Origin of the sequence: Pseudomonas jinjuensis (assembly GCF_900103845.1) — a bacterium.
GTDB classification, from domain to species: Bacteria; Pseudomonadota; Gammaproteobacteria; order Pseudomonadales; family Pseudomonadaceae; genus Pseudomonas; species Pseudomonas jinjuensis.
In genome coordinates this window covers 43588-56132 of record NZ_FNIJ01000013.1, presented here as the reverse complement: position 1 = coordinate 56132, position 12545 = coordinate 43588, and the positions used below count along the sequence as shown (strand labels likewise).

Here is a 12545-nt window from a genome sequence, read left to right as displayed (position 1 = left end):
GTGATTACGCAGCGCGGAACAGGTTGTGCGGGTCGATGACGAATTTCTTCGGCACGCCGGCATCGAACTCGCCGTAGCCTTTCGGCGCGTCGTCGAGGGTGATGACTTCCACCCCGACGATGTCGGCGATCTTGATGCGGTCCCACATGATCGCCTGCATCAGCTGGCGGTTGTACTTCATCACCGGGGTCTGGCCGGTGTGGAAGCTGTGCGACTTGGCCCAGCCGAGGCCGAAGCGGATGCTCAGCGAGCCCTGCTTGGCGGCCGCGTCCACCGCGCCCGGATCTTCGGTGACGTACAGGCCGGGGATGCCGATCTTGCCGGCGACGCGCACCACGCCCATCAGCGAGTTCAGCACGGTGGCCGGAGCCTCGTGCTGCGAGCCCGAATGACCGTGGCCACGGGCCTCGAAGCCCACTGCGTCGACGGCGCAGTCGACTTCCGGCTCGCCCAGCAGGTCGGCGATCTGCTCGTGCAGCGGGGTGTCCTTGGACAGGTCGGCGATCTCGAAGCCCTGGGCCTTGGCGTGAGCCAGGCGGGTCGGGTTGACGTCACCGACGATCACCACGGCGGCGCCGAGCAGGCGGGCCGAAGCGGCGGCAGCCAGGCCGACCGGACCGGCGCCGGCGATGTACACGGTGCTGCCCGGGCCGACGCCGGCGGTGATCGCGCCGTGGTAGCCGGTGGGCAGGATGTCCGACAGGCAGGTCAGGTCGCGGATCTTCTCCATCGCCAGCTCGCGGTTCGGCAGCTTCAGCAGGTTGAAGTCGGCATACGGCACCATCACGTATTCCGCCTGGCCACCGACCCAGCCGCCCATGTCGACGTAGCCGTAGGCGCCGCCGGCGCGGGCCGGGTTGACGGTCAGGCAGACGCCGGTGTGCTGCTCCTTGCAGGTGCGGCAGTGGCCGCAGGCGACGTTGAAGGGTACGGAGACCAGGTCGCCGATCTTCATGGTCTCGACGCTACGGCCGATCTCGATCACCTCGCCGGTGATCTCGTGGCCCAGCACCAGGCCTTCCGGCGCGGTGGTACGGCCACGGACCATGTGCTGGTCGGAGCCGCAGATGTTGGTGGAGACCACGCGCAGGATCACGCCATGGTCGATCTGCTTGCCCTGGGGGTCCTGCATCTTCGGATAGGGAATGTTCTGCACCTCGACCTTGCCGGCTCCGAGATACACGACACCACGATTACCAGACATAGCTATTCCTCATTGTCGTTGTGGGTACAAATGCGCGATGAGCGCGCGGCTTTGCACTGGGAACTCGTCTGTTGCTTGTTGCGCGACAGGGCCGGAAAAGGTGGCAGTCCGGGGCTGTCGGTGTTGCTCAGGTGTATTCGGCGGATAACGCCTGTGGCGTTATGCGCCCTACGTAGGTGCCCGGCAGACGTAGGGCGGATGAGCTCCACCCATCCGCCGTTCAACGGTCCGTCAAAGCACGACGGTCCGATTCGCGTTCAAAAACACCCGCCGCTCGATGTGATACCCGATCGCCCTTGCCAGCGTCAGGCACTCGACGTCGCGGCCCTTGGCGATCAGGTCTTCCGGATAGTGGGCGTGGTCCACGGCCTCGACGCCCTGGGCGATGATCGGGCCCTCGTCGAGGTCGTTGTTGATGTAGTGGGCGGTGGCGCCGACCAGCTTGACGCCCTTCTGGTACGCCTGGTGGTACGGCTTGGCGCCCTTGAAGCCGGGCAGCAGGGAGTGGTGGATGTTGATCGCCCAGCCGTCCAGCTTGCGGCACAGCTCGGGGGAGAGCACCTGCATGTAGCGGGCGAGGATCACCAGCTCCGCGCCGGTCTGCTCGATCACCTGCCACACCTTCGCTTCCTGCGCCGGCTTGTCGCGCGGGTCGAGGGGGAAGTGGTGGTAGGGGATGCCGTGCCAGCGCGCCAGCGGTTCCAGGTCCGGGTGGTTGGAGATCACCGCCACCACGTCCATCGGCAACTGGCCGATGCGCTGGCGGTAGAGCAGGTCGTTCAGGCAGTGGTCTGCCTTGGAGACCATGATCGCCACCTTGCTGCGATAGCCCGGCGCGGTCAGCGCGAAATTCATCTGGAACGGCGCGACCCGCTCGCTGAGTCCCGTGCGGAAGGCGTCCTCGTCGAAGCCGTCGCCGGCGCGGAACTCGATGCGGATGAAGAAGCGCTGCGCCAGGCGGTCGTCGAACGAGTGGTGCTCGGTGACGTAGCAGCGCTGCTCGTAGAGATAGCGCGTGACCACGTCCACGGTGCCCAGCAGGCTCGGGCTGTCGGCGGTGAGGATCCAGGTATCGGGTGTGCGGCTCATCTTGGTCTCCTGCAGTGCACCAACGTAGGTTGGCGCTGAGCGAAGCGATGCCCAACGCGTGGTGGGGCGGAGTACGTTGGGCTTCGCAAGCTCAGCGCCAACCTACGCACCCCACCGACGGTTACGCTGCGACCTTCAGCCCGTACTCGGCGCTGGCGTCCTGCAGCCAGAGCCAGAAGTAGTCGGCGAAGCTGCGCCGCACGATCAGCTCCCAGCTGTCCTCGCCGGTATGGCGGATCACGCAGCTGGCCTTGGCGAAGATGGTGCCGACCGCCTTGCCCACCGGGAAGTTGCTCGGGTGCACGTCGTAGCTGGTGGACTTCATCAGCATTTCGCGGACGCTCGGGCCGGAGAGTTCCAGCACGGTCTGGCCGCCGCTGACGTTGACCACCGAGTAGTGCAGCTCCTCGCCGAGGGTCTTGCGCAGCTTCTGCTCGATGGCGAGTTCCTCGCCGCTCGGGACGATCAGCAGCCACTCGTCCGGGGCCATCCACTGCAGGGAGGTCTCGCCCTTGGCCACCAGGGTCAGGGCCACCGGCAGTTCCAGGCCGAGCGCCTTGTGCACGCCGCCGGCGAAGGCCGGGTCGCTGGCGTCGCCGCGCAGGGTCAGGTGGCCGAGCAGTTTCTTCTCGCGCAGGACGATCCCGGACTTGGGATTGCCGCGGCCGGCGAGCTTGTCCAGTTCGGCGTGGAACAGCGGCGATTCGGCCTTTGCGCCGGCTGCCGGGCGTTGCTGGTAGACGTTTGCTTTGCTCATGTTCTGTTCACCTTGGGGGCGCTTATCGCCTGTTTCCCCTCACCCCAGCCCTCTCCCGCAGGGAGAGGGGGCCGAGCTGAGTGTGCTGTGAGTGCCGTGCCCGCCGGTCGCCTCGAACTACTCCCTCTCCCTCTGGGAGAGGGCGGGGGTGAGGGCAGCCGGCGGCACCGAATCAATCCACGTTCTGCCGTTCCCCTTTCGGGTCGTAGAACACCGAGCTGCAGATCTCCGCCTCGATCACCCGGCCGTCGACCAGCGGCGCGTAGACCTTCTCGCCCATGCGCTTGAGGCCGCCCTTCACCACCGCCATCGCGAAGCTGTAGCCGAGGGTCGAGCTCATGTAGCTGGAGGTGACGTGGCCGACCATGTTCATCGGGATCGCCTGCTGCGCGGTGAACACCAGCTGCACGCCTTCCGGCAGCACTTCCGACGGGTTGGTGGGCTTGAGGCCGACCAGCTGCTTGCGGTCGCTGCGCAGGCAGTCCTCGCGGTTCATGCCGCGCCAGCCGATCCAGGAGAACGGCTTGGTGCGACCTACCGCCCAACCCATGTTCAGGTCGTCCGGGGTGACCGAGGCATCGGTGTCCTGGCCGACGATGATGAAGCCCTTCTCGGCGCGCAGGACGTGCATGGTCTCGGTGCCGTACGGCGTCAGGTTGTACTTGGCGCCGGCCTCGACGATGGCTTCCAGCACACCCATGGCGTAGTCGGCCTGGATGTTCACCTCGTAGCTCAGCTCGCCGGTGAAGGAGATGCGGAACACGCGGGCCGGCACGCCGGCGACCTTGCCTTCCTTCCAGGTCATGAACGGGAAGGCGTCCTTGCCGAGGTCGATGTCGGTGACTTCGGCGAGCAGCTTGCGGCTGTTCGGGCCGGACAGGGTCAGGGTCGCGTAGTGGTCGGTGACCGAGGTGAAGTACACCTTCAGCTCCGGCCATTCGGTCTGGTGGTACAGCTCCAGCCACTCCAGCACGCGGGCCGCGCCGCCGGTGGTGGTGGTCATGACGAAGTGGTTGTCGGCGAGGCAGGCGGTGACGCCGTCGTCGAAGACCATGCCGTCTTCCTTGCACATCAGGCCGTAGCGGGCCTTGCCCACGTCCAGCTTGGTCCAGGCGTTGGTGTACACGCGGTTGAGGAACTCGCGCGCATCCGGGCCCTGGATGTCGATCTTGCCGAGGGTGGAGGCGTCCAGCAGGCCGACCGACTCACGCACGGCGCGGCACTCGCGGGCCACGGCGGCATGCATGTCCTCGCCACGCTTGGGGAAGTACCACGGGCGCTTCCACTGGCCGACGTCCTCGAACTCGGCGCCGTTCTTCACGTGCCAGGCGTGCAGGGCGGTGAAGCGCACCGGCTCGAACAGGTGACCGCAGTGACGGCCGGCGACGGCGCCGAAGGTCACCGGGGTGTAGTTCGGGCGGAACATGGTGGTGCCGGTGTCGGCGATGCTCTTGCCCTGGGCGCGCGCGGCGATGGCCAGGCCGTTGATGTTGCCCAGCTTGCCCTGGTCGGTGCCGAAGCCCAGCGCGGTGTAGCGCTTGACGTGCTCGATGGACTCGAAGCCCTCGCGGCAGGCCAGCTCGACGGCGGCGGCGGTGACGTCGTTCTGCGGGTCGACGAACTGCTTCGGCGCCTGCGCGGTGGACTTCTCGTGGGGCACCTGGAACAGCGCCAGGGTGGCTTCCTCGGTGCGGGTCGGAGCCTTCGGCAGGTCGCCTTCGACGGCCTTGAAGCCGGACTCGACAGCCGCCTGGCTGCCGGCGCGGTAGCCGTCGGCGAGGGAGTCGGCGAGACGGAACACGCCATTCACCGCGCCGGCGCAGATGCGCTTCTGGAAGGCTTCGCCGGGTACGAAGGCGAGGATGTCCTCACGCCATTCCGGCTTGCCGCCCAGGTGCGACGCCAGGTGCACCACCGGGCTGTAGCCGCCGGAGCTGGCGATCAGGTCGCAGTCCAGCCATTCGCCGGGAGCGGTGACCTTCATGCGGAAGCTGTCGATCGACGCGACCTTGGCGCCGCTCACGCGCTTGCTGCCGCGCGCCTCGATCACCGAGCTGCCGGTGATCACGCGCAGGCCGCGCTTGCGCGCTTCCTCGACCCACTCGCCGCGCGGGTTCGGCCGCGCATCGGCGATGGCGACCACCTGCAGGCCGGCTTCCTGCCAGTCCATGGCGACGCGGTAGGCGTAGTCGTTGTTGGTCGACAGCACCAGCTTCTTGCCCGGTGCCACGCCGTAGCGGCGTACATAGGTGGAAACCGCGCCGGCGACCATGTTGCCGGGCACGTCGTTGTTCGCATAGACCAGCGGACGCTCGTGGGCGCCGGCAGCCAGCACCACGCGCTTGGCGCGCACGCGGTGGACGCGCTGGCGCACCTGGCCGAGCGGGGCGATCTCGCCGAGGTGGTCGGTGCGCCGCTCGTGGATGGTGAGGAAGTTGTGGTCGTGGTAGCCGTTGACGGTGGAGCGCGGCAGCAGGATGACTTCGCGCATGCCCTTCAGCTCGTCCAGCACCTTGGCGACCCACTCGTCGGCGGGCTTGCCGTCGAGGGTTTCGCGGGTGTCGAGCAGGCTGCCGCCGAACTCTTCCTGTTCATCGGCGAGGATCACGCGGGCACCGCTGCGGCCGGCGGCCAGCGCGGCGGCCAGACCGGCAGGGCCGGCGCCGACGATCAGCACGTCGCAGTGGTGGTTCATCCAGTCGTAGCTGTCCGGGTCGACCTCGGTCGGCGCGCGGCCGAGACCGGCGGCCTTGCGGATGAACTTCTCGTAGGTCGGCCACATCGACTGCGGGTACATGAAGGTCTTGTAGTAGAAGCCGGGCGGCATCATCTTGCCGCCGACCTTGCCGAACACGCCCATCAGGTCGTTCTGCACGTTCGGCCAGCCGTTGGTGCTGCTCGACACCAGGCCGTCGTACAGCGCCTGCTGGGTGGCGCGCACGTTGGGGATCTGGGTGGCTTCGCGGGAGCCGATCTGCATGATCGCGTTCGGCTCCTCGGGGCCGGCGGCGACGATGCCGCGCGGACGCGAGTACTTGAAGCTGCGGCCGACGATGTCGACGCCATTGGCCAGCAGGGCGGCGGCGAGGGTGTCGCCGGCGTAGCCCTGGTATTGCTGACCGTTGAAGGTGAAGGTCAGCTGCTTGCTGCGGTCGATGCGACCGCCACGGGAAAGACGATTGATCTGGCTCATGGTCTCAGGCCTTCTCGACAGCGGGCTGTGCGGCGGATTTCTTCACGGAATCGGCGGTGACGCTCGGTTTTTCGCCGATCTTGTAGGTCTCGAGGATTTCGTAGCTCACCGTGTGGCGGGTGACGTTGAAATACTTGCGGCAACCGGTGACGTGCACCCACAGCTCGTGGTGGATACCGCGCGGGTTGTCGCGGAAGAACATGTACTCGCCCCATTCCTCGTCGGTGCAGGCGTTGGGATCGAGCGGACGCGGGATGTGCGCCTGGCCCTTGGCGTGGAATTCCTCTTCGGAGCGCAGCTCGCCGCAGTGGGGGCAGAAGATGTGCAGCATTGTGTGGGCCCTCTTAGTGAGCTACTGCCGCAGCGCCGTGCTCGTCGATGAGCGCGCCACTGTGGAAACGGTCGATGGAGAACGGCGCGGCCAGCGGATGCGGCTCGCCCTTGGCGAGGGTGGCGGCGAAGACGTTGCCCGAGCCGGGAGTCGCCTTGAAGCCGCCGGTGCCCCAGCCGCAGTTGAAGAACATGTTCTTCACCGGGGTCTTGCCGATGATCGGGCAGGCGTCCGGAGTGGTGTCGACGATGCCGCCCCACTGGCGGTTCATGCGTACGCGGGAGAGCACCGGGAACATCTCGACGATGGCCTGCAGGGTGTGCTCGATCACCGGGTAGGAACCGCGCTGGCCGTAGCCGTTGTAGCCGTCGATGCCGGCGCCGATGACCAGGTCGCCCTTGTCCGACTGGCTGATGTAGCCATGCACGGCGTTGGACATGATCACGCTGTCGATGATCGGCTTCAGCGGCTCGGAAACCAGCGCCTGCAGCGGGTGCGATTCGATCGGCAGGCGGAAGCCGGCGAGCTTGGCCATGTGCCCGGAGTTGCCGGCGGTGACCACGCCGACGCGCTTGGCGCCGATGAAGCCGCGGTTGGTCTCGACGCCGATCACCGCGCCGTCCTGCTTGCGGAAGCCGATGACTTCGGTCTGCTGGATCAGGTCCACGCCCAGGGCGTCGGCGGCACGGGCGAAGCCCCAGGCCACGGCATCGTGACGGGCCACGCCGCCGCGACGCTGCACGGTGGAACCCATGATCGGGTAGCGGGCGCTCCTGGTGCAGTTCAGGTAGGGGATCTCTTCCGCCACCTGCTGCGCGTTGAGCAGCTCTCCGTCCACGCCGTTCAGGCGGTTGGCGCTGACGCGGCGTTCGCCGTCGCGCATGTCCTGCAGGGTGTGGCAGAGGTTGTAGACGCCGCGCTGGGAGAACATGACGTTGTAGTTCAGGTCCTGGGACAGGCCTTCCCACAGCTTCATGGCGTGTTCGTAGAGCAGCGCCGACTCGTCCCACAGGTAGTTGGAACGCACGATGGTGGTGTTGCGCGCGGTGTTGCCGCCGCCCAGCCAGCCCTTCTCGACCACCGCGACGTTGGTGATGCCGTGTTCCTTGGCCAGGTAGTAGGCAGTGGCCAGGCCGTGCCCGCCACCGCCGACGATGACCACGTCATAGACCTGCTTCGGCGTAGGCGTGCGCCACATGCGCTGCCAGTTCTCGTGGTGGCTCAGTGAGTGCTTGAACAGGCCGAAGCCGGAATAGCGTTGCATGTGGGTGCTCCTGAAATCTCTTTTTCTGATCGCCGCGCGGGACCGCTTTTTGTAGGAGCCAGCTTGCTGGCGATGCTTTCGGGCTGATCGCCAGCAAGCTGGCTCCTACAGGTCTCTTACGGGAAATCTCAACGATAGACCGGGAAGTCCGCGCACAGCCCGGCGACCTGGGTGGCCACCTTGGCCTCGACATCGGCATCGCCGAGGTGGTCCAGTACGTCGCAGATCCAGCCGGCCAGCTCCACGCTCTGCGCTTCCTTCAGCCCGCGGGTGGTGATGGCCGGGGTGCCGATGCGGATGCCGGAGGTGACGAACGGGCTCTGCGGGTCGTTCGGCACGGCGTTCTTGTTCACCGTGATGCCGACGCGGCCGAGCGCGGCATCGGCTTCCTTGCCGGTCAGGCCCTGCTTGATCAGCGAGAGCAGGAACAGGTGGTTGTCGGTGCCGCCGGACACCACGTCGTAGCCGCGATCGATGAAGGTCTTCGCCATGGCCTGGGCGTTCTTGATCACCTGGGCCTGGTAGTCCTTGAAGCCGGGTTCCAGCGCTTCCTTGAAGCACACCGCCTTGGCGGCGATCACGTGCATCAGCGGGCCGCCCTGGGCGCCGGGGAAGACCGCGGAATTCAGCTTCTTCTCGATCTCTTCGTTGGACTTCGCCAGGATCAGGCCGCCGCGCGGGCCGCGCAGGGTCTTGTGGGTGGTGGTGGTGACCACGTCGGCGTAGGGCAGCGGGTTCGGGTACAGACCGGCGGCGACCAGGCCGGCGACGTGGGCCATGTCGACGAACAGGTAGGCACCGACCTTGTCGGCGATCTCGCGGAAGCGCGGGAAGTCGAGGGTCTTGGAGTAGGCGGAGAAGCCGGCGACGATCATCTTCGGCTTGTGCTCCAGCGCCAGGCGCTCCACTTCGTCGTAGTCGATCAGCCCGGTGGCGGTGTCCAGGCCGTACTGCACGGCGTTGTACAGCTTGCCCGAGGACGACACCTTGGCGCCGTGGGTCAGGTGGCCGCCATGGGCCAGGCTCATGCCGAGGATGGTGTCGCCGGCATGCAGCAGCGCCAGGTAGACCGCGGAGTTGGCCGAGGAGCCGGAGTGCGGCTGGACGTTGGCGTAGTCGGCGCCGAACAGCTGCTTGGCGCGGTCGATGGCGATCTGTTCGACCTTGTCGACGTGCTCGCAGCCGCCGTAGTAGCGCTTGCCCGGATACCCTTCGGCGTACTTGTTGGTCAGCCCGCTGCCCTGGGCCTGCATGACGCGCTGGCTGGTGTAGTTCTCCGAGGCGATCAGTTCGAGGTGGTCCTCCTGACGGGCATCCTCGGCCTGCATCGCGGCGAACAGTTCATCGTCATAGCCCTGGATCTGGTCGTGCTTGCTGAACATCGCGTGGGTCTCCGTGCGACAACCGGGTGTCGCCTGTTGGTGGGGGCTTTCCGGGACGCTGGATGCAGCGGTCGGTATGAGCCAGTGGGATCGATTGTGCGAGAGCCCCATGACACCCGTTTGCCTGTTTGCGACCTCAAAATGCCCAAACCGACCCGGCCGGCGACCTGCCGTCACCCCGCCATGCGGCGACTGCCGGGAAAGGCCGCGGGGTGTAGACTGGATACGACCTCGTGTCGCAGAAAAACAAGAAACACGGACTGCATTCGACCGCCCTCGCCCGGTCATCGCAGTGGAGGAATTTTCCAGATGGCCAGCACCTTCCAGGCCGCCGCCAGCGAGCGGACGCCTGTCGCCACCCCGGCACCCGGCATGAAGACCTACGGCTTCCTGCTGATCCCCAACTTCACCACCATCGGCTTCGCCTCCGCGGTGGAAACCCTGCGCATGGCCAACCTCGCCGCGCACCGGCCGCTGTACCGCACCCTGCTGATCGCCCGCGACCTGGAACCGGTGCAGGCCAGCAACGGCATGCGCGTGCTGCCCGACCATTCGGTGGACGACGCGCCGAAGCTGGATGCGCTGTTCGTGGTCGGTTCCAACCCGATCCCGGCGAAGAACGACCGCCACCTGATCGACTGGCTGCGCAAGCTCGCCCGCCACGGCGTGCCGCTCGGCGGCATCTGCACCGGCAGCCACCTGCTGGCCAGCGCCGACCTGCTGCGCGGCTATCGCTGCACCATCCACTGGGAAGACATCGAGCAGCTGAAGGACCGCTTCCCCGGCATCGTCATCTCCAACCAGCTGTTCGAACTGGACCGCGACCGCTACACCTGCTCCGGCGGCACCGCGGCGATGGACATGACCCTGCAGCTGATCGCCCGCGAACCGGGCGGCGTGGAAATCGCCACCCGCGCCGCCGAACTGCTGCTCTGCGACCGCATGCGCGGCTCCCGCGAACAGCAGCGCGTGCCGCTGCGGCAGAAACTCGGCAGCGCCCAGCCGAAGCTCAGCCAGATCGTCGCGATCATGGAGGCCAACCTGGAGGAACCGCTGGAGCTGGAAGAGCTGGCGCAGCTCAACGAGGTGTCGGTGCGCCAGCTGGAGCGGCTGTTCAGCAAGTACCTGGAACGCACGCCCAGCCAGTACTACCTCGAACTCCGCCTGAACCGCGCCCGCGACCTGCTGCTGCGCAGCGAAGCGCAGATCCGCGACATCGCCCTGTCCTGCGGCTTCGCCTCGCCGGCGCACTTCTCCAAGTGCTACAGCCGCTTCTTCGGCTGCTCGCCACGGGGGCAGAGGAAGCAGAGTCCGCTGGGGGCGTGATGATGTCGCGGCATGGCCCCTACACCAGAATTCGCGAGCAAGCTCGCTCCTACACGACAACGCCGGCCCTCGTAGGAGCGAGCTTGCTCGCGAACAAAATGCGCTGAGATACCAAGACAGTTGCTCCTACAGGTCGGTGCCACATGTAGGGCGGGTGCAACCCGCCAATCCGTGGCGGTCTATCCGGCGGGCTGCACCCGCCCTACGGTCTGAACGCGGATCGACCAGGGCAGTGCTGCTCTTCGTAGGAGCCAGCTTGCTGGCGATCAGCCGAGCCATCCGGCTACACCGGGTTTTCCGATAACGCCCGGATCGCCAGCAAGCTGGCTCCTACAGGTTTCGCGCCCGCCCTGCATCCTGAGCCGAGGGAAAATTCCGCAGTTCCTGTCAGCCGCTGCTTCCGGTCCGGCCAGCGAGGAACGCATGCCATTCGCTGCGGTTATCGTCGGAATTCCGCAATAAACCGACTCCAAGGAAAGGAATGGCATGATCCCAATAGCCCGTCTCGGCGACATGCATGTCTGTCCGGTTCCCGGACACGGCACCTCGCCCATCGTTTCCGCTTCCCCCGATACCCAGGTCAACTCCCTGGGCGCAGCCCGCGTAGGCGATATCTGTGGCTGTGGCGCCGTCATCACCACAGGTTTCCCCTCCATCGTCGTCGACAACCGGCCACTGGCCCATCTGGGCAGTCCCAGCAGCCACGGCGGCAGCATCGTCTCGGGCAGTCCGGATAGCTTCGGCGGCTTCATGTCCGCTGCGGCGGCGGGCAGCGTCATCATCGACTTCGCCAGGCTCGGCGCGATACGCCCGGATGGTTCGCTGGACGAGGGGCTGATGACCGAATTGAAACCAGTCGCCCATCGAGCACCTGTCGCTGTTCAGCCATGGCGTACCGCAGCGGGTAGCCTTCGGTTACCAGCTGGCGGGGGATTACCGCATGTCCCTCGACGTCCTGAACTACCAGAGGATCTCGCCCCTGGCTTTCTCCAGTTCGGCGCGCATTGACAGCTATGCCTGCCGGACAGGGATGGGAAACCGCCCGGAATATCCCATCGAAGAAGCCATCCAGTTCTTCCCGCAGACCAATGAAAGTCTTGCGCAACTATTGGCCAATCACCTGCGGATCAAGGTCAGGGCATTCGTCCGCCGCTCCGATTACCGCAACACCTGGGGTTCGTTCGAGGAGCGCCAGTTGGGCAAGCTTTGCGGGATCAGTGATAACGCCGCGCCGGGGGAGGAGTGGTGTCGCAGGTGGAGGGCGTTGGCGAAGGAGCGAAAGAACAACAACGACGCGCTTACTTTCACTTACCAGACGATGGGCGCAATGAACCCGGTAATTTCCGGCGACACACCAATTGGTGTTCCAGGAGGCCACTTTGATTTCCTGCCGAAGTAAGAGCTTCTGGATCGCTTTCATCATCTTCCTTCCCCCGCTACTGATCGGGAACCGCTACGGATTCAAGACAATGACGAGCGTATACAAAACGGATATGGGAAACGGTGTGGTCATTTACGCAGATGATTACGTGAAGACCGGGCGCTGGGTTTTCCACTGCGGCCGCTCACGCCTGATAAGCAGGGAGCCTTTACCTGCACCGCTGGGCGAGCTGAAGAGGGCGGGGGAAATTACCATCGGCAACATGTACGGATTGAATGACAGCGATGAAAAACTTGCGAAAGACGCGATCCTGGCTCTAACGGCAATACCCGACTGGTATCGGAATCTGCGTTATCTCTATTCCGTTCTCGATGAGAACAGCGATCTGAACAGTCACGTCTTCGACTTGTTGATGACCCACGAAGGCCGCCAGTGGGCGTTCAGGATTTGGCAGGAAGTCGAACCCGGGGGCAAGTCCAGCTTCGATATCACGGCCGTTCCCTACGACCCCGAATCCTACCTGGACCATGCCGGGGCGCTCCAGGCCGCCGCCAGCAGTTGCTCCTCGCCCCAATGAGGGCGCCGGACGCCCGGATGTCCGCTGGAAAAAGCCGTATC

Annotated in this window: 11 protein-coding genes; 4 read left to right on the top strand and 7 right to left on the bottom strand. The window is 65.9% G+C overall.

Annotated elements, in window-relative coordinates; translation table 11 throughout:
* Positions 1-4: 4 nt before the first annotated feature.
* The 7 genes from fdhA to glyA form a co-directional block, all read right to left on the bottom strand.
* Complete coding sequence (gene fdhA / locus BLR75_RS18260) at positions 5-1204, bottom strand: formaldehyde dehydrogenase, glutathione-independent (protein WP_084312049.1); 1200 nt, start codon at positions 1202-1204, stop codon at positions 5-7.
* 231 nt (positions 1205-1435) lie between these two features.
* On the bottom strand, positions 1436-2293 hold the full coding sequence (gene purU, locus BLR75_RS18255) for a formyltetrahydrofolate deformylase (protein ID WP_084312050.1): 858 nt from the start codon (positions 2291-2293) through the stop codon (positions 1436-1438).
* A gap of 121 nt (positions 2294-2414) precedes the next feature.
* Positions 2415-3050 carry a sarcosine oxidase subunit gamma gene (locus BLR75_RS18250; RefSeq protein WP_084312051.1) on the bottom strand — a complete coding sequence of 212 codons (636 nt, stop codon included), beginning with the start codon at positions 3048-3050 and terminating at the stop codon, positions 2415-2417.
* A gap of 172 nt (positions 3051-3222) precedes the next feature.
* Positions 3223-6243: a sarcosine oxidase subunit alpha gene (locus BLR75_RS18245; RefSeq protein WP_084312052.1), complete on the bottom strand. Its 3021-nt coding sequence runs from the start codon at positions 6241-6243 to the stop codon at positions 3223-3225.
* A 4-nt stretch (positions 6244-6247) separates the two neighbouring features.
* A complete protein-coding gene (locus BLR75_RS18240; RefSeq protein WP_084312053.1) occupies positions 6248-6574 on the bottom strand; it encodes a sarcosine oxidase subunit delta in 327 nt (108 codons plus the stop codon).
* Between the two features lie 13 nt (positions 6575-6587).
* Complete coding sequence (locus BLR75_RS18235) at positions 6588-7838, bottom strand: sarcosine oxidase subunit beta (RefSeq protein ID WP_084312054.1); 1251 nt, start codon at positions 7836-7838, stop codon at positions 6588-6590.
* A 128-nt stretch (positions 7839-7966) separates the two neighbouring features.
* Positions 7967-9220, bottom strand: a complete 1254-nt coding sequence (gene glyA / locus BLR75_RS18230) for a serine hydroxymethyltransferase (protein WP_084312055.1) — start codon at positions 9218-9220, stop codon at positions 7967-7969.
* Positions 9221-9529: 309 nt separating this feature from the next.
* Here glyA and BLR75_RS18225 point away from each other — a divergent pair, with 309 nt between their 5' ends.
* The 4 genes from BLR75_RS18225 (at position 9530) to BLR75_RS18210 (ending at position 12504) form a co-directional block, all read left to right on the top strand.
* The gene (locus BLR75_RS18225; protein WP_371858126.1) at positions 9530-10546 is read left to right on the top strand and encodes a GlxA family transcriptional regulator; all 1017 of its coding nucleotides are present in this window, start codon (positions 9530-9532) and stop codon (positions 10544-10546) included.
* 486 nt (positions 10547-11032) lie between these two features.
* On the top strand, positions 11033-11554 hold the full coding sequence (locus BLR75_RS18220) for a PAAR domain-containing protein (RefSeq protein ID WP_084312056.1): 522 nt from the start codon (positions 11033-11035) through the stop codon (positions 11552-11554).
* Complete coding sequence (locus BLR75_RS18215; RefSeq protein ID WP_139207043.1) at positions 11487-11945, top strand: hypothetical protein; 459 nt, start codon at positions 11487-11489, stop codon at positions 11943-11945. Before BLR75_RS18220 ends, BLR75_RS18215 begins: the two co-directional genes overlap by 68 nt.
* Before the next feature lie 70 nt (positions 11946-12015).
* The gene (locus BLR75_RS18210; RefSeq protein ID WP_139207042.1) at positions 12016-12504 is read left to right on the top strand and encodes a hypothetical protein; all 489 of its coding nucleotides are present in this window, start codon (positions 12016-12018) and stop codon (positions 12502-12504) included.
* The last annotated feature ends 41 nt before the right edge of the window (positions 12505-12545 follow it).